Consider the following 17918-nt stretch of genomic DNA (forward strand, 5'->3'; position numbering starts at 1 on the left):
CCGCGTTTCATGAGGAAGAAGGTACACCCATGACGCCAAAAGGAGAAATTGATTATATCTCACACCATCATAAGGAATTTTTATATATCCGGTTGCGGAGGTCCTGACGACGCATGCCGCCAGGCCTCCCGACCCGCTTCATGAGGTGAAATTCAGCCCCTTGAAGTCACCGGCTGTGCGCCATTTGTCGATATATTTGAAGAAGGCCACCGGCCCGGAGGGATACCCCGCAGCGAGACGAGCACGCTCATCCATGGGCTGGCCTTCATTGTTGTAATAGCCGGGCGTGCAGTCCGGCCCGCCAATCATCATGCCGGCATTCTTTGCAATGATCCCGACCCAGGCATCTTCAGCGGCCTTATCCGCCTCAATGACCTTCGCGCGCTGCTTTTCCGCTTCCGTCAGAATGGTGGCAATGGTCGTGCCCGCTTCTGTCAGATTATGCGGATAGTTGGAGATGAAGTTTGCCGCCTGAGAGGCCTGCACCAGAAAGGCATTCGGGAAACCATGCACGTTCAACCCATGCAAGGTGCGCATGCCATCCGCCCAGTATTCAGACAGTGAGACGCCGTTTCGGCCAACCGGATCAAAGCCATTGCGCCGCTCAAACGGGGTACCGACCTCGAAACCGGACGCATAGACGATACAGTCCACCTCGTAATGCTGACCGGCGACAACAATGCCGGTTTCAGTAATCTCTTCAACACCCTGGCCGTCTGTATCCAGCAAGACTGTGCCCGGTTCGTTGAAGGCCTGGAGATAGGCATCATGAAAGCATGGCCGCTTACAAAGCTGGCGATACCAGGCTTTCAGCTTTTGCGCGGTGTCCTGATCGGCCACGATCGTATCGACGCGCTGGCGAATTTCTTCCATCTTTTCAAAGTCGGAATCCTCATAAGCCGCCATCATGTTCTCGGGCGTCATCTGATCACGCGGCAGCTCTGAGACCTTGGCGCGGATACGCCGGGAAAGCTCCGTCCAGCCATCCTTGACGAGATCCTCGACCTCTTCGCCCATGGTCTGGTTCGCCGTAAAGCTTTCCAGCCAGCGCTTCTGCCAGCCGGGCGTGGCGATGCCTTCAAACCAGTCCGGATCAATCGGCTCATTATTACGCACATCAATCGAAGACGGCGTGCGCTGGCAGACATAAAGCGTGCCTGCCGCCTTTGCGAGATGCGGGACGATCTGCACCGCCGTCGCGCCCGTACCGATGATCGCGACGCGCTTGTCTTTCAGGCCGTCCATCGGCGCGCCCTGATCATCTCCGCCCGTATAGGACCAGTCCCAGCGACTGGTGTGGAAAGACTTGCCCTGAAAGCGATCAATCCCCGGAATACCTGGCAGTTTCGGGACATGAAGCGGCCCGGTGCCGAGGCCGACATATTGCGCTGTAAACCGGTCCCCGCGATTGGTGGAAATCACCCAGACAGACGCGGCATCATCCCAGACCAGGCTTTCGACCTCTGTGTGGAACAGCGTATTGTCATAGAGCTCATACTGGCGACCAATGCGCCGACAATGTTCCAGGATTTCCGGGCCATGAGCATATTTCTCGGTCGGCATATGCCCGGTCTCTTCGAGCAGCGGCATATAGATCATGCTGGCAGTATCGCATTGTGCGCCCGGATAGCGGTTCCAGTACCAGGTGCCGCCAAAATCACCGCCCTTTTCGATGATGCGATAGTCTGTGATCCCGGCTTCTTTCAGCCGCGCACCGGTGACAAGGCCCGCAAAGCCACCACCGACAAAGGCGAAGGTCACATGATCCGTCTTCGGATCGCGAGGCTGAACCGGCAGGTGCGGATCTTCCAGATAAGACGCCCATTGATCCTTGAGCTCGATATATTGCGCATTGCCGTCCGGGCGCAGCCGCTTGGCCCGCTCTTCGGCATATTTCCGCTTCAGCGCCTCTTTGTCGACGCGTGTCGCCAATCCATCTGCTGGCATGCATTTCCTCCCTGATGGCCTTTATGGCCGAGACCGTCACCTGCGTGCGGCCTTCTTGTGTGAGAGAAAATTATAACAAGTTATATCCAACGCAAAGCCCTGACCTAAAGAGAAGGGGGTGTAGATTTCAAAAGAGGAACTTGAAGCCGAGCATACTTCCCACTATTGTTATGTTATAACTTTGCGTGAGGCGTCATCTTGGCTCAAAATCTCCCTGTGACGGTGCTATCCGGTTTTCTCGGCGCCGGAAAAACCACCCTCTTGAATCATGTCCTATCCAATCGAGAAGGCAAACGCGTCGCCGTGATCGTCAATGACATGAGCGAAGTGAATATTGATGCTGCGCTCATACGCGAAGGCGGTGCGAACCTGTCCCGGACAGAAGAAGCGCTTGTCGAAATGAGCAATGGCTGCATTTGCTGCACGCTGCGGGATGACCTTCTCAAAGAGGTCGCATCGCTCGCTCAGGACGGCCGCTTCGATTATCTTCTGATCGAGTCGACCGGCATTTCAGAACCTCTGCCAGTCGCAGCCACTTTCGACTTCCGGGACGAAAACGGTTTCTCACTCGGAGATGTTGCCAGGATCGACACCATGGTGACGGTGGTCGATGCAGCACATCTGCTGAAAGACTATTCCAGCGCTGACTTCCTCGCAGATCGCGGCGAGAGTCTCGGTGAGGATGATGATCGACCGCTGGTCCAGTTGCTGGTCGACCAGATCGAATTCTCAGACGTCATCATTCTCAACAAGACAGATATCATCTCACCAGAAGCGCTTGAGACGGTCCGAAAGCTCGTCCGATCACTCAACCCGGATGCAGACATTGTCGAAACTCAGTTCGGACAGGTCGCGCTCGACCGTGTGATGGGAACAGGACGTTTTGATTTCGAGAAAGCCCATGAACACCCGCTCTGGGCCAAGGAACTCTACGGCTTTGAGGACCATGTTCCAGAAACGGATGAGTATGGAATTGAGAGCTTTGTCTATCGCGCACGCAAACCATTCGATCCCGAAAAACTGCACGCCTTTTTCAATAAACCCTGGCAGAATGTGGTGCGCGCCAAGGGCTTCTTCTGGACGGCAACCCGCCCGGAATGGTTGGGCGAGGTCAGCCAGGCTGGCGCTTTGGTCCGACACAATGGGGCCGGTCGCTGGTGGGCGTCTGCCCCGCGCGAACGCTGGCCCGACATGCCGCAATTCCAGGATTATATGGGCAACGTCTGGGACCCTGTGTATGGCGACCGCCGCCAGGAAATCGTCTTCATCGGCATTGATATGGATGAAGCTGCCATTCGCAAAGAGCTTGACGCATGCCTCACCGAACCAGCCGAACGCGCAGATGGCATAATCGAAGCGAGACGCGACCTGGCAGACCCCTTCCCTCGCTGGATGGCCGAGGGCTGACAGAACTCGCAGCTGCGCATTGCACTCCCATTGCCAGCTGCGTCCTGCACAGGTGGACCGAGTGGTCCGCCTGTGCCCTTCAGGGCGGTGGCAGATAGACCCCTGATCCCCAAGCATCTGTCACCGTTCTGAAATGCGCCTGACACGCCTTTCTGATCTGCGAGCTCAGAAACCACAAACACAAATAGTTCCATGCGCGTCAGCGCTGGAGGTATAAGCCGTCTTGAGTCCGCAGAGTCTAATATATGCTCGCACCGTTTCCCCGCCTCCGGCTCGGTGGTGCTGCGCCTTCGCTTTGCTCGTGACGGGCGCCCCTCAGCCCGACCGGGCTGGCGCAGATTGCCGGAGCGGAGCGACGATCAGCAATCGAGCACGATAAAACCAAACACAAATAGCTCCACGCGCGCCAGCGCTGCAGGTATGAAGTGGGCCGGGCGTGAAACGCCGTCATGGGTAGGTAATGCCTTGCTTTCGCAGAGGCTGATTGTTTTGTGTTTTCCAGCGTTTCAACGCCCACAATGACCTGAAAGAGCCTTTTTCTTACACCCGGCAGGAACGGATATGCTCAGGGATGCCTGGCGATCCTCATAAGAGGCGCTGCATACCGAATTAAGAGCGGAAATCCTGCCTTGTATGGAAGCCCGCACGCCTTTGCGCCGGGTTCGTCACTCGTCTCGCCGAAGCCTTGTTTGTGTGGGTTGATTACCTCCCCCAACCAAGGCACCGGATCATTGCCGCATGACAGGCCGGACCTTCCGGATAGCCCTCTGCCACGCGTCAGAGCATTATGGGGGTAAATGGTCAGGGTGGGATTAGTTTGTTCGCTCGCGCGAGCCACCGGCCCGCATAAATCGCGCTCAGGGCTGCTGATGCTCTCAAAAGTTTATGCTACGCGGGGCACGAGCAACGCAAATGGACAGGCAACCATTAGGCACCAATCGGCTAACTTAAATTAGATTATGAATTTCGTGATATCTTAAGTTGATACAGAACTATCACACATTCATGGTGCATCTAGTCAGAAGCAAGCGACGAATGAAAAATGAATATTGAAGATTTTGTACCTGAAGTCGGGCAAGGTATCGACAAGATCGGCTTCCTGTTTGGCGCAGGTACTTCGTTCGAAGCAGGCTATCCCCTTATTTCAGGTTTGACCAAACAAGTTTTCCAAGAACTTGAAAGCGATGAACGAGACTTATTGAGCTCTATACTCGAACAACAATCTCTCGCCTATGATCAGGAGCTAGGAACTCCAAATATTGAAGAAATTGCCGATTTTGTAACTGCGCGACAAGTCAACGCCGATTGCCCGCAATCGAAACGACTCTTAGACAAAATTCGCAAACTCATTCGTGAAGCTATTTTAGGCGTAACAACACCCAACATAAGCGACCACGTTGCGTTTTTCGAAGCTCTGAAAGTCCGCGCATTTGACCGGCCCACAGACATTTTCATCATAACCACAAACTACGATCTTCTTTTCGAGGAAGCCGCCAGTTACGCCGGCGTTCGAATGAACAACGGATTTGTTGGGACCACATTTCGATATTTTTCTGAAGCAGAGTTCGGTCTCTCGTATGGGACGCTTTCAGGACAGAAATTTCAAAAAGAAAGCGGTTTACGGGTGCATCTTTATAAGCTGCACGGATCGATTTCGTGGTTCAAAGATGGGAGCGAAATAAGAGAAGTTGATCCTCTAAGAATTCAGGCTCAACACGAACGATGCATGATCCTTCCAAGAAGGTCCAAAATCATCGAAACGTTACATAATCCGCACGACCGACTGTTTCGACGATGTTCAGAATTGATTGGGCGAGATTGTAAGTTTCTGATTTCAAACGGCTTTAGCTTCGGTGACGACCACATCAATTCACATCTAATCACGCCGAAGATCAGCAACGGTTCAATTCGGATAACCAATTTCTGTGAATTCGAACCGTCGGCACTTTCCGCTGTTCGTGATCGCCCAAACGTCATTCATCAGTGCTCAGATAAAAAAGTGCATCGAGGAATTGAGACACCCGGGGGCTCTACTGCGTGGCAGTTTGGCAATTTTACAAGACTTTTTTAGTGAGGAAGCTATGGCATTTGCGATTGGCAGCGTGATTGAAGTTCGAGGTGATCAGATAATAGTTGCTCTGTCTGAATCAACTGAAGGCAACGAGTCGGGCGTACCAGAATCTATGCGAGTTACCTTCGCTTCCGACGACGGCCCCGTCGCTTTGCTGATCGGACAACCCGGAACGTTCGTGCAGATAAGTCTGCCAATTGGATACTTGCTGTGCCTCGTCTCCGAGACGAGAATGCGCGACCGAGGCGTTTCTTCCGTAGAAACTAAATCTGCTATCACAGAGGATTACTATCTCGTCGATCGAATCGAAAGAAATCTGATTACAATTCCGGTTGGTACTGTCGATGCGAAAGGCGTTTTCGAAAGAGGCGCTCAACAGCTACCAACAATCGGTGCGACCGCATTTGCAGTGCCTCCTTCTTTAATAGACTCAATTTACAAAGGATATGCTGAAGGAGATTTCTCGCTAGGGCGCCTAACACTTCTTCCAGACCACGAGGCGAAGATAAACTTGGACGCGTTTCTGGGAAGGCACTCAGCGATCCTTGGTCAAACGGGGGGCGGGAAATCTTGGACGGTCGCTTCCATATTGCAAAAAATAGGACGGTTTCCCCAATCAACGACAATCCTATTCGACTTACATGGTGAATATTCCGATGCTTTCGGAGACCAAGCAGACGTTATTTCCGCTACGGATATCGAGCTGCCATACTGGCTGATGAACGCCGAAGAGCTTCTGGACCTAATGATCGACCGGGCTGAATCTTCCGCTCCGAATCAAAACGCTAAGTTTAAAGAGCTGTTACAATCAGAAAAAGAAAGCCATCCGGAGAATAAATCGCTTGGGATAGAAAAAATTACTATCGACACCCCGGTATATTTTTCGCTTCAGAATATTATTGATGAGTTTGCTCGGCTAGACGTAGAGCGCATAAACAATGACAAGAAGAATGGCCCACTCCATGGGCAATTCACGCGATTACTAATGCGACTTAGCTCACGGTTAAATGACCGAAGGTATGATTTGATTTTCAAGCCGATGAAATATGCAACTAGCGCCTCAATGGAGGACCTGTTTCGAAAATTCATAGGCGAAAAGAAAAATAACCGAAAGAAGATCGTTGTACTTGACCTGAGCCCGGTACCTTTTGATGTTCGCGGATCTATTATCTCTTTGTTGCTTCGTTGTCTCTTCGACTTTGGATATTGGCATACTAGGGTATTCGGGAAACAGTATCCGATCGCTATTTTTGCCGATGAAGCGCACATCTATCTTTCAGACTCCGCCTCAAATTTCTCCTCAAGGCAGTCAGCAGAACGGATTGCCAAGGAGGGCAGAAAATACGGCGTTAGTCTTAACGTCATCAGTCAACGTCCGCGTGAGGTTTCATCAACAATTTTATCTCAGTGCGGTAGTTTTTTGTGCCTTCGAATTTCTAATCCTGAAGACCAAGCATACGTCCGCAGCCTGTTGCCCGATTCAGTACGCGGAATCGTCTCGATGTTCTCGTCGCTTAGAAAGGGTGAAGCCATCGTTATCGGTGACGCAATGATGATGCCAACTCGGGTGATGATTGACGCGCCGAATCCGCCACCAAACAGCGACGATGCTGGATTCACGGCTTCGTGGAATAAGGATCCCGACGAGCTAGATGTCGCAAAGGTGCTCCACGCATGGAGAAACCAGAAAGCCGTTTAGGCAAAAAAAGCCCGGCGCGATGGCCGGGCTTTCCAAATTGGATTGTAGAGAGACCTACAGCGCGTCGGTGAGTTCCGGAACCGCGTTGAACAGGTCTGCCACAAGGCCGTAATCCGCAACCTGGAAGATCGGAGCTTCTTCGTCCTTGTTGATCGCGACGATGATCTTGGAGTCCTTCATACCTGCAAGGTGCTGAATGGCGCCGGAGATACCGATTGCGATGTAGAGCTCAGGCGCAACAACCTTACCGGTCTGACCGACCTGATAGTCGTTAGGCGCATAGCCAGCATCAACGGCGGCGCGTGATGCACCGATACCCGCACCCAGCTTGTCAGCCAGCGGCGTGATGTATTTCTCGAAGTCTTCTTCCGAACCAAGCGCACGACCACCGGAAACGATACGTTTCGCAGATGTAAGCTCCGGACGGTCGCTTTCAGCGATCTCTTCAGACACGAAAGCCGATTTGAACGGGCCAGCTGGCGCGTCAATCGTCTCAACCGATGCAGAACCGTCTTCAGCCGCTGCGTCGAACGCTGTACCACGAACGGTGACAACTTTCTTCGCGTCAGAAGATTTGACGACCTGAATGGCGTTACCGGCATAGATTGGGCGCTCGAACGTGTCAGCGTCGATGACATCGGTGATGTCAGAGAGCTGCATGACATCCAGCTTCGCAGCCACGCGCGGTGCAACGTTCTTGCCCATTGTGGTGGCCGGAACGAAGATCGCGTCATAGCCGTCTGCCAGAGAAACGATCAGCGCTTCCATGGATTCAGCGAGCTGCTTTTCCAGCGCGTTGCCTTCCGCGTGCAGGACTTTGTTGACGCCGGAGATTTTCGCAGCAGCCGCTGCAACGTCGCCAGCACCTTTGCCCGCTACGAGCACGTCGATGTCGCCGCCAACTTTACCAGCAGCCGTAACCGTCTTGTGAGTCGCGTCGGTCAGGGACGCATTGTCATGATCGGCAATAACCAGAACAGCCATTAGATTGCTCCCTTAGCTTTAAGTTTGGAAACCAGCGTCGCCACGTCTTCAACCTTCTCACCCGCTTCACGGACAGGTGGCTCAGTTACTTTAACGATGGTCAGGCGCGGCGCGATGTCGACGCCATAGTCACCAGGCTCTTTGGTGTCGATCGGCTTCTTCTTCGCTTTCATGATGTTTGGCAGAGACGCATAACGCGGCTCGTTCAGGCGAAGGTCGGTTGTGACGATGGCTGGCAGTTCGAGCGCAACCGTCTGCAGACCGCCGTCCACTTCACGTGTGACATTGGCTTTGCCGTCCGCGATTTCGACTTTCGACGCGAACGTGCCTTGTGGCCAATCCAGCAGCGCTGCCAGCATCTGGCCAGTCTGGTTGGAGTCGTCGTCAATCGCCTGCTTGCCGAGGATAACCATTTCCGGGCTTTCTTCAGCCACAACAGCTTTCAGAAGTTTCGCAACAGCGAGCGGCTCAACCGTCTCGTCTGTCTTGATCAGAATGCCGCGGTCAGCGCCCATTGCGAGGGCGGTACGGATGGTTTCCTGCGCCTGTTGCGGACCGATGGAAACAACGACCACTTCCGTCGCCGTACCCGCCTCTTTCAGGCGAACGGCTTCTTCGACGGAGATCTCGTCAAATGGGTTCATCGACATTTTGACGTTTGCGAGATCAACCCCGGTCTGGTCAGGCTTGACGCGGGCTTTCACGTTATAATCGATCACCCGTTTAACGGGTACGAGGATCTTCATGGCGTTCTCCGGTGACTTCTGCTGTTTCGCAGTATTTATGATCCTTATCTGGTGCTGGCCAGTATTTTTCGCCAGCGACAACACGTTGCAGGTGCTAAAGGCTCACCGAAAGGCCGTCAAGCTTACGTGAACGTAAACGGCAATTTCGGTTTTTACCCCCACAACGCCCTTCGATGTAGTCGGCTATACAGAAGAGTTCAAGCCTTCCACCAGCGTCATATCGCCCTGTTTTTCGCGAGGAGAAAGCGGACGCCTGTCACATCAACTGGCCAGGCTGACAGTGGTTTCATTCCGGCGCTCAGATTCCTCCGCAGGCGGGATCAGGTGCGCAATCAGGCAGCGACGCGACCTGCCTGCACGGAAAGAACAGGGTATGGTAAAGTGGGGGTTGAGGAACGAAGCGTCTCTTTACAGGCGCTTTACCACATATGCAGATGACGCGCCGAGCCTGCCTGGACTGGAGCAAACGGCGCCCATATCTTTATCGGCTTACTGCGCGTCGTGTTGCATGGTGAGATGATTTTGCGGGACCCGACGCCTCGATTGCGCGCCATCCGTTTAACATCGAAGGGCGAGACCCGATTTTGAAAGTGGCTGGCATGAAGTTACGACTGTTCGCTGCGCTTCTCACCGTTCCATATTTGGTCGGTGGGATAGCGTTTATCATGCTCTCCGGCAGCGCCGAAGGTTACACGACACCGCGAGCCGTCTTTCTTCTGCTTCTGCCAATCGGCTTTATACAGGTCCTGGTGATCGCAGCCCGCTCGATCTGGAAACTCAATCAGCGGAAACCTGTCTTTTCCAAATCCGCTGTCGCGGCTGTTGTCTCGCCAATCGCATTCTTCTTATGCATGGTCGCGGGATTTGGAATCGATGAAAGGGCCCTGACTGAAACGAAGCTCAGAGGTGATGACATCGTCAAACGGCTAGAAATTTTTACCGCGGAGACCGGGACGTGTCCCAATGATATCGCCTCTCTTTACCCAAATGGCACCGCGGCGCCAAAGCCAGCGCTGAAGAATGCAAACTTCAGTTTATCCGTCCGGGCTTCCAACTGTTTCGTCGGCTTTCCGGCTTACACATTCTTGTACTGCACCAAAGCATCAACTGATGAGGAATGGTTCTGCTTTAGTTGACCGCGGCGAGTTGGCAAATCCCTAGCGGTTCGCGCCAGGCACCCATTTCACATCAGAGGCGCCGTTGTCATTGGCGCGGCGTCCGGCAACGAACAGCCAGTCTGAGAGCCGGTTGATGAAGGCAAGCGCTTCCGGGCTGACAATCTCATCCGGATTGCCCGCACATTCTGCGACATGACGTTCAGCGCGGCGCGCCGTTGTACGGGCCAGATGCAGATATGAGGCGAGCGGCGAGCCACCGGGCAGAATGAAGCTGTCGAGCGGCGGAATATCACCATTCATCTCGTCAATTTCGGTCTCGAGCCGTTCGACCTGCGCCTTGACGATACGAAGCGGTTCCCAGCCGAGCTCCTTGCCGCGATCCGGTGTCGCGAGGTCAGCGCCGAGATCGAACAGATCATTCTGAACGCGCGTGATCGCGGCTTTCAGAAATGCATCTTCGCTGACATGCAGCTGTGCAAGCCCCAGCGCAGCATTGACTTCATCCACGGCGCCATAAGCGGCAACGCGCGGATTCCATTTGTCCACGGGCTCACCGGTTGAGAGCCGCGTTTTACCCTTGTCACCCGTGCGGGTGTAAATCTTGTCCAGTTTTACCATACGGGTGTTCTAGAACTTGATCATGCCGGAGACAAACCCGATCACGACCAGAATTGCGACAGCGACCGCCTGAACAATCACACGCAGGCGCATCAGCTTGTTCGAACGCGACGCCTGTTTCGGGTCTGCGCGAACGAGATTCACAATCCCCATCAGGAGAATGATGACGAGCAGCGCCATGGCGCAGTAAAGAGCGATTTCGAGCGTTTGCTGCATGAGAACTCCTTGTCTGGCCCTCATATGGACTGTCTGCCGGGAAAATGACAGTCCCAATCGCCGTTCGCGACATATTGACAAGTCTTGTCAAACCAATGGAGCGTTTCGATTGCCAGATGCGCCGGCAAGGCGCTTTACCGGGGTCAGATCATGTCATCCATCCTGTTCATTCCGGGTCTTCTGAATGACGCTGAACTGTTCAGGGATCAGCTTGGCTATCTGTCCGCGCGGTTTGACTGTCATGTTGCCGACATCACGCAGGCAGGCAGCCTGGAAGACATGGCGCAGGCGGCGCTGGAGCACGCACCAAAGCGCTTCACGCTTGTGGGATTTTCGCTCGGTGGATTTGTGGCGCAGGAAATTTTGCGGCAAGCCCCGAAACGGGTCGAACGCCTTGCTCTTCTGAACACCGCTTGCCGGGTGGATTCGGCCAGACGTCAGGAAAGCCGTGACGCCACGAACCGGCTTGCCCGTCAGCCAGGACGGTTTCTCGGCATTGGTGAGGGGTTGCTGAAAAGCTATTTCCACCCGGACAATATGAAAAAGCCTGCTCTGACCGAGCGGGTGAGAGACATGACAAAGCGGCTGGGCGCGGATGTACTGGTCCGTCAGAACAGCGTTCAGCGCCGCGATGGCGAAACCGTCCTGCAGCGCTTTCGCGGCCCCACTCTGGTATTGTGCGGCGAGAATGATGCCATCACCTCGGTCAGTGACCATATGGAGATGGCAAGCTTTATCCCATTCGCTGATCTGGTGATCCTGTCCCGCGCCGGACACATGACACCGATCGAACGCCCGATGGGTGTTGCCACGGCCATCGAAGCTCTGATGGCGCGTGACATCTGACCTTATCTAGTGATGGTGGTGATGCGGCTCGGTATTATACTTGCCGCATTTTCCGCAATGAACAATCACGCCATGGGCATCATGGTGGGCAACATTCGACAAAAGCTTGGTCTTGCAGCCGCCACAGCGATAGCTTTCATCGCCGCCGCCTTCGCGCGCCGGACTGCCTTTCACATGCTCGACAACATCATGTCCCTCGGCAGCTTCCGGCGGAATTACAATCATATCAAACTGCGGCACGTCTTTCTCCTGTTGCTGCGCGAGGAACTCAACTCTGCGCGCTCGAATCCGCGCCGAGCTTACTGCCGGATGCGGCCCCTTCAAAGCTGAAAGTCAGGCAGGCTTTTTTTGACTTTGGCTTTTTCGGTTTCGGTGCCGGAAGTGCATCCGCCGTGATGCGGACAAGCTGCGTGGCCCAATCGCGGTCTTCCAGCTGATCACCCTGCACGATGAGATGCGGCTTTGCACCTGGATAAGGGCTGCCCATTTCGAGATCAGGCGCGAAGGCCGCCCCGGCATCTGTCGGTTTAACATGGAAAAGATCATCACAAATGACGGCGATAAATTTGCCATTCGCATAGACGCCGTATTCGCCGAACATTTTTCGCGCAGAGACATCTCCTGCGTCACCGATCTGTTCCAGAATAAACTCGACCGTTTCAGGACGTGTGGCCATGTGGGTGCATCCAGCTAAAGGGCAGGCCTTGGACGGCCTACCCGCTCGGACAGAAAATCGCAGATCACCTCTCGGCGATCAATCCCAGGAGCGTTTCCAGAACATCATCTTTCTCAGAGGCAATGATGGGCGTCCGAATCGGCAGATCGGGTGTCACGCCATCCGATTTGCGTTCGCCTGACGGACGGATGATGTGCGCTTTCGGAAAGCCGACATCCAGCCCGGTCTCTGGCAGAGTAAAGCTCTCCATTGCACCATAGGTCGTCGCCATATCAGCGGTCTTCTCGCCTGCAATCACACCCCAGCCATAATCCTGAAAAATCGCCGCCGTATTCACAGCGTTTGAATAGGAATGCCGGTTGATCAGCACATAGACATCTCCGGAAAAGCGAACCCCTTCGCGCGGTGACGTGTAATCAATGTCAAAGCTGAAGACCTCGCCGCGCGGGGTTTCTGCGTAAAACTCGGCAAACCGGCCCGACACGCCAGCCACGCTGTCCGGATTGGCATCAAGCCGCGCCTGATTGGAGGCAGCAGCCTCGTCACTGGAGCGGATGAGGAAATCGGCGGCAAAGCGGAAAGGCTCGTCAGCGATCCACGCAATCATGAGATCGCTGAACGAATTATCGCCGCCCGGATTGTCTCGCAGATCAATGATCAGCGTATCCGCCTCATTGGCCAGAAACTGCTCGAATGCGTCGTCGATAAATGTCCTGAAACCGGACGCATCCCAGAGGTTTTCAGGATCCTCGACATTATAGAACGGGCCTGGACGCAGATACGCAACGCTGTCGGTCAGCATTTTAGCGTCACGCGCATTCGGATTCAGCGCAAAGCGCTCCGGCATGGTCTGGCTCGCAATCTCGATATCGCTGCGGGTGACACCCGGCACCTCGACCTGAAACCGCCCCTCACCTTCGCGATGAAGCGTGAGCTGGAACGCATCGCGTTCCCCGAGCTCCACCCAGAGGTATTTCGGGAACGAAAACTCCAGAAGGGAATGAGCGATATAGGGCGTGTCGGCTGACAGGTGCTGAGCTGTACGGGCCAGCCATTGCGCCATGTCGATCCCGTCAATGGCGCGTATTTCATCACCCGGCTGGATGTCTGAAGCCCCGGAATAGTCTTCCCCGACATAGGCGCGGCCATCCACGATCCTCAGATAGATCGGGAAGGTCTTTCCCCCAGCATCGCGATAGCTGTCGTAAACAGCTTGCGGAAAATCGATCCGCGCATGCGCAACATGCCCGAAGGCAGTAAATTTCTGGAGCTGAAGCGCAAGCTCATAGAGGGAGATCGGTTCCTCAAAACCCTCACGGATCGCCTGATATCTGGCATCATACGCCTCTTCAGGCTGATGCGCATAAAGGTCGAAATGCGCTGACTGGAGCCCTTTATAAAGCGCGTCCAGTTCATCACGGGCGGTCTCAGGCGCGACCAGACTGTCCCAGGCAGAAGCAGGCTCTGCCAGAGCAGGCATGGCAGCTGAAAGCGAGAGCAGACCGGCAAGTGAAAGAAGTAGGTTTTTCATAGACATTTCCTGTTACATGATGAGCCTGACCTCGCCGGGAGCCAACATAAAGCCCATGATGAAGACCTCTTTTTCACCTGACGAAAACCTGACGACCCGGTTGGGCGCGGCTTTCTGCATCTGAAGATGGGTTTATGAGCGCGCAGACGTCATCTACCTACCCTGCCCCGATTGATCAGCCCTTCCGCATTGGAAACTGGCTGGCAGACCCGCGTGCAAACACGCTGTCGGAGGACGGCGCACATAACAGTGTCGAGCCGAAGGTGATGGACCTGCTGACCCTGCTGGCAGCTGCGCCGGGACGCACCTTCTTCCGTGACGAGTTGGACGAGGCGCTGTGGCCGGACATAACAGTTGGAGAGGATTCGCTTGCCCGGCTGGTATCAAAATTACGCCGGGCGCTTCAGGATGATCCTGCCCGGCCAGCCTATATCGAGACCATCCCGAAACGAGGCTATCGGCTGATCAGTCCGGTTGAGCTAATCGCTGATGCTCCATCTCACACCTCATCTGTGAAAAAGCGGCCGCTGCTTTGGTCAGCGGCGGGGCTGGCCATCCTTCTGATTGGCGCGCTGACGTTCTGGTTCTGGACGGCTGAACGCGCGACCTCTCCGGCCGCGTCGATGACCGAGCGCGCCGATGATCTCTATATGCAGATGACGCGTGCGGATAATGAAGCCGCGATCGAGCTTTATGAGCGAGCCATCGATGTCGATCCGGATTATGCCCGCGCGCAGGCAGGACTGGCGAATGCACTCGTCCAGCGCGTTATTCGCTGGCAGAGCCCCCCGGGACAATCTCCGTCTGCTGTGAGTCTTCGTGAAGCTCTTTCGAATGGTGTCACGCAAACCGGCAATGCCGATGCCTTGCTGGCACGCGCGATTGATCTTGGTGAGCGGGCGGTCCGGCTGGCACCGCGTGACGCTGACGCGCTAAAATCACTCGGCTTTGCCTATTCGGCGCGAAACGATCTGGACCAGGCCAAAGACATTTATACACGCGCAGCTGAGCTCGACCCAGATGCCTGGGAGGTGATGGTCAATCTGGGTGAGCTGAGCATGATAGAGGGCGACATGGCGCAGGCCATTGTGTGGTTCGAGAAAGCTTATGCCGCGATGGACCGGCTTTATACCGCAGAGCCTCAGCGCATTGGTCCCTGGCACGCTTCGCTCGGCATTCTGATTGGCGAAGCCTATGAGGGGGCGGGTGAGCTGGAAAAAGCAGCTGACTGGTATCGACTGGTTCTGGAACAGACACCTTTTGAACCAGAAGCAACAATCCGGTTGATCCGGGTCTTACGAGCTCAGTCTCACTCGACCGAAGCTGACCGGCTATGCCGCGAATTGACTAAGCGTATTTCGATTGATCGGACTTGTTCAGACTGAACGCGTCTCAGGGCCTGGAGCCATGCTTCGTAAATCCTTCGACAATGGCTGGAAAGTCCGCATCTGAAGGGAAGGTCTCAAAGGAGAGGACGGCGCCGGTCTGCGCAGCTGGAAGTCTCTCACTGGTATAAGTCTCTGCGTAAGGGACAACCCAGCTCGGGTCTTCCAGCAGGGTCGGGCGGACATTCACCAGCCCTTCGGCAAAACCATCGGTATAGAGCCAGTTTTTGCAATGCGTGCAGAAGTGATGGCGCAAATTCTCACGATGCAGGCCGCCAATCTCTGTTTCACCCTCTGCGGTAAACCCGTCGGCAGGCAGCATGAATGTAAGGGAATAGGCGCCGCCTGTGAGCTTCTGGCAATCCCGGCAGTGGCACGCCATTGTAGAAATCGGAGGTGCGCTGATTTCTATCTGAACCTGCCCGCACAGGCAGCTCGCTTTCCAGGGCAGTTTCCAATCGGTCATGGCTTCGCTCTCAGATTCGCTCAAACAGACGCATGAAAAAGCGCCCTGATCATTTGAAAGCCTGGAAGCGTTTTCCTCAAGCCTTCAGATCAGAGCGCCAATTTCAATTCACACAGACCGTGTGAGCTATGCTCACACACTGCATGTTTAGTTATTGCTCTCCAGAACGCGGCGACCAATCACCATGGCCTGGATCTCGCCAGCACCCTCGAAAATGTTGAGGATACGGGCATCGGCCAGAACGCGGCTGACCGGATATTCCATCGCGAAGCCATTACCGCCGTGAATTTGCAGCGCATTGTCCGCTGCCGCCCATGCCGCGCGCGCACCGAGCAGTTTCGCCATACCGGCTTCAAGGTCACAGCGTTTGCCAGAGTCTTTCTGACGTGCAGAGAAATAAGTGAGCTGACGCACACCGATCAGTTCTGCTGCCATCATCACAAGCTTGTTGGACACGCGTGGGAATTTGAAGAGCGGACGATTGAACTGGTTGCGGTCCAGCGCATAGCGAAGACCCAGTTCAAACGCACATTGCGCCACACCGATCGCGCGAGCGGCTGTCTGAATACGCGCGCTTTCGAACGTCGCCATCAAATGCTTGAAGCCCATGCCTTCGACTTCACCAAGCAGGTTTTTCGCTGGCACTGAGAACTCATCGAAGCCGATTTCATACTCTTTCATGCCACGATAGCCGAGCACTTCAATCTCGCCGCCGGTCATGCCCTCTGCCGGGAATGGATTGTCATCGTCACCACGCGGCTTTTCCGCAAGGAACATGGACAAGCCAGAGAAATTGTTCGTTGCCGGGTCTGTCCGGGTGAGCACCGTCATCAGGTCAGCGCGGACCGGGTGCGTGATCCAGGTCTTGTTGCCCGTAATCTTGTAGACGTCATCGTCTTTGACAGCGCGCGTGCGCAGCGAGCCAAGGTCGGAGCCCGTGTTCGGTTCGGTGAAAACCGCCGTCGGCAAAATTTCACCGCTGGCGATGCCTGGCAGATATTTCTCTTTCTGCTCATCCGTGCCACCGATGAGGATCAGCTCAGCAGCAATCTCGGACCGGGTGCCGAGCGAGCCTGTACCGATATAACCGCGAGAGAGCTCTTCAGAGACAACGCACATCGCGGTCTTGCCCATGCCGAGACCACCAAAGTCTTCTGGAATGGTGAGACCAAAGACACCGAGCTCAGCCATCTCATTGACGACATCCATCGGAATATAGGCGTTCTCAAGGTGCCATTCGTGCGCATAAGGCACGATCTTGTCATCCGAAAAGCGACGGAACTGGTCGCGGATCATATCCAGCGTTTCATCCAGGCCGGTATGCTCAACAGTTGCACGGCCAAGCGCGTCTGGCAAATGCGCTGCCGCGGCGAGCATGACGTCTGTGGTCTTGCCCTCTTTCAGGAAGCGCTGAATGGCGGGCGCATTCAGATGCGCAAGGCCAGCCTCAGAAACGCTGAAATCGACCGGGCGGATCACTTCGCCCTGGTTCATCGGAATGCCACCGATCAGCTGAGCGCTGTATTCTGCGAACAGGATTTGCGACAGCAGCGCTTCGATTTCGCCGAATTTTCCATCTTCATCCAGGCGACGCGCCCAGGCTGCAACTTCGCGCAGCGTCTCGCCATAGGTCGCGAGCCAGCCAAAGCCGTGCGTGATGTGCTGTTCTGCGTCAAAGACAGCGCGGTCGACGCGGCCATCCTTCATGACTTTCGCACTGATCGCAGCTTTCGCTTCAGCGATATAAAGATCTACAGATTTAACGACCTCATCCATTGTGATGATCAGGTCGGACATGATTGGGCTGGATGAGGCCTGACCAGCCTCAATAACAGACGTACTCATATTTTACGGCTTCCTCCTAAGTCACTTACCCTACGTGACCTTTCCCGTCTTGATATATGTTGCATCGCAGCGAGGCAAATATTTTGGCCAATTTTCTACCTGAACAGGGCGGAACCAGCAGGGGGTGACGAAAAAGATCTGCAATTTATTTTCCTTACGTCAGAGAGACGCAGACGGATGCTGTTTTCCAAAAAATTCAATAGAACGCTGTTTTTTATCTGTTTTTAGAATTTTATTTTGATGCTTCGAAAACCATCAAGAGATGTAAATTCTGTAAGAAACAGCCTCTGACAGGAACCAACACCGCCTCATCCCTGTTTTCTCGACATACCCGGAAGCGGGAAGGAAGAAACGGAGGAATGT

The 17918-nt window shown here is 54.6% G+C and carries 16 protein-coding genes; 6 read left to right on the forward strand and 10 right to left on the reverse strand.

Annotated elements, in window-relative coordinates:
• Positions 1-138: 138 nt before the first annotated feature.
• Positions 139-1947: a flavin-containing monooxygenase gene (locus ACFQDM_RS05605; RefSeq protein ID WP_377376600.1), complete on the reverse strand. Its 1809-nt coding sequence runs from the start codon at positions 1945-1947 to the stop codon at positions 139-141.
• 198 nt (positions 1948-2145) lie between these two features.
• Between ACFQDM_RS05605 and zigA the strand changes: the two genes are divergently transcribed.
• The 3 genes from zigA (at position 2146) to ACFQDM_RS05620 (ending at position 7124) form a co-directional block, all read left to right on the forward strand.
• Positions 2146-3354, forward strand: coding sequence for a zinc metallochaperone GTPase ZigA (zigA, locus tag ACFQDM_RS05610; RefSeq protein WP_377376602.1), 1209 nt, complete (start codon positions 2146-2148; stop codon positions 3352-3354).
• A 1042-nt stretch (positions 3355-4396) separates the two neighbouring features.
• The gene (locus tag ACFQDM_RS05615; protein WP_377376605.1) at positions 4397-5425 is read left to right on the forward strand and encodes an SIR2 family protein; all 1029 of its coding nucleotides are present in this window, start codon (positions 4397-4399) and stop codon (positions 5423-5425) included.
• Between the two features lie 10 nt (positions 5426-5435).
• Positions 5436-7124, forward strand: coding sequence for an ATP-binding protein (locus ACFQDM_RS05620; RefSeq protein ID WP_377376607.1), 1689 nt, complete (start codon positions 5436-5438; stop codon positions 7122-7124).
• A 54-nt stretch (positions 7125-7178) separates the two neighbouring features.
• On the opposite strand, the gene ACFQDM_RS05625 is transcribed toward ACFQDM_RS05620, so the two are convergent.
• On the reverse strand, positions 7179-8108 hold the full coding sequence (locus tag ACFQDM_RS05625; protein WP_377376610.1) for an electron transfer flavoprotein subunit alpha/FixB family protein: 930 nt from the start codon (positions 8106-8108) through the stop codon (positions 7179-7181).
• Positions 8108-8854 carry an electron transfer flavoprotein subunit beta/FixA family protein gene (locus ACFQDM_RS05630; RefSeq protein ID WP_377376612.1) on the reverse strand — a complete coding sequence of 249 codons (747 nt, stop codon included), beginning with the start codon at positions 8852-8854 and terminating at the stop codon, positions 8108-8110. Before ACFQDM_RS05630 ends, ACFQDM_RS05625 begins: the two co-directional genes overlap by 1 nt.
• A 599-nt stretch (positions 8855-9453) precedes the next feature.
• Here ACFQDM_RS05630 and ACFQDM_RS05635 point away from each other — a divergent pair.
• Positions 9454-9990, forward strand: a complete 537-nt coding sequence (locus ACFQDM_RS05635; protein ID WP_377376615.1) for a hypothetical protein — start codon at positions 9454-9456, stop codon at positions 9988-9990.
• 21 nt (positions 9991-10011) lie between these two features.
• Here the strand turns inward: ACFQDM_RS05635 and ACFQDM_RS05640 are convergent, their stop codons facing one another.
• Both ACFQDM_RS05640 and ACFQDM_RS05645 read right to left on the reverse strand, forming a co-directional pair.
• Positions 10012-10590, reverse strand: coding sequence for a cob(I)yrinic acid a,c-diamide adenosyltransferase (locus tag ACFQDM_RS05640; RefSeq protein ID WP_377376616.1), 579 nt, complete (start codon positions 10588-10590; stop codon positions 10012-10014).
• 9 nt (positions 10591-10599) lie between these two features.
• On the reverse strand, positions 10600-10806 hold the full coding sequence (locus ACFQDM_RS05645; RefSeq protein ID WP_377376619.1) for a twin transmembrane helix small protein: 207 nt from the start codon (positions 10804-10806) through the stop codon (positions 10600-10602).
• Positions 10807-10956: 150 nt separating this feature from the next.
• Between ACFQDM_RS05645 and ACFQDM_RS05650 the strand changes: the two genes are divergently transcribed.
• On the forward strand, positions 10957-11652 hold the full coding sequence (locus tag ACFQDM_RS05650; protein ID WP_377376623.1) for an alpha/beta fold hydrolase: 696 nt from the start codon (positions 10957-10959) through the stop codon (positions 11650-11652).
• Between the two features lie 6 nt (positions 11653-11658).
• Here ACFQDM_RS05650 and ACFQDM_RS05655 read toward each other — a convergent pair whose 3' ends face one another.
• From ACFQDM_RS05655 to ACFQDM_RS05665, 3 genes are all read right to left on the reverse strand, one after another.
• Positions 11659-11892, reverse strand: coding sequence for a hypothetical protein (locus ACFQDM_RS05655; RefSeq protein WP_377376625.1), 234 nt, complete (start codon positions 11890-11892; stop codon positions 11659-11661).
• Between the two features lie 28 nt (positions 11893-11920).
• A complete protein-coding gene (locus ACFQDM_RS05660; protein WP_377376628.1) occupies positions 11921-12328 on the reverse strand; it encodes a TfoX/Sxy family protein in 408 nt (135 codons plus the stop codon).
• A 64-nt stretch (positions 12329-12392) separates the two neighbouring features.
• A complete protein-coding gene (locus ACFQDM_RS05665) occupies positions 12393-13859 on the reverse strand; it encodes a S41 family peptidase (RefSeq protein WP_377376631.1) in 1467 nt (488 codons plus the stop codon).
• Positions 13860-13993: 134 nt separating this feature from the next.
• On the opposite strand from ACFQDM_RS05665, the gene ACFQDM_RS05670 reads away from it, so the two are divergent.
• Positions 13994-15244 carry a tetratricopeptide repeat protein gene (locus tag ACFQDM_RS05670; protein ID WP_377376634.1) on the forward strand — a complete coding sequence of 417 codons (1251 nt, stop codon included), beginning with the start codon at positions 13994-13996 and terminating at the stop codon, positions 15242-15244.
• Between the two features lie 7 nt (positions 15245-15251).
• Here ACFQDM_RS05670 and ACFQDM_RS05675 read toward each other — a convergent pair whose 3' ends face one another.
• Together ACFQDM_RS05675 and ACFQDM_RS05680 are read right to left on the reverse strand one after the other, a co-directional pair.
• Positions 15252-15710 carry a GFA family protein gene (locus ACFQDM_RS05675; RefSeq protein WP_377376637.1) on the reverse strand — a complete coding sequence of 153 codons (459 nt, stop codon included), beginning with the start codon at positions 15708-15710 and terminating at the stop codon, positions 15252-15254.
• A gap of 147 nt (positions 15711-15857) precedes the next feature.
• Entirely contained in the window at positions 15858-17555 is a 1698-nt protein-coding gene (locus tag ACFQDM_RS05680; protein ID WP_377376638.1) for an acyl-CoA dehydrogenase family protein, read from the reverse strand.
• Positions 17556-17918 lie beyond the last annotated feature (363 nt).

Origin of the sequence: Ponticaulis profundi (genome assembly GCF_042659465.1) — a bacterium.
GTDB classification, from domain to species: Bacteria; Pseudomonadota; Alphaproteobacteria; order Caulobacterales; family Hyphomonadaceae; genus Ponticaulis; species Ponticaulis profundi.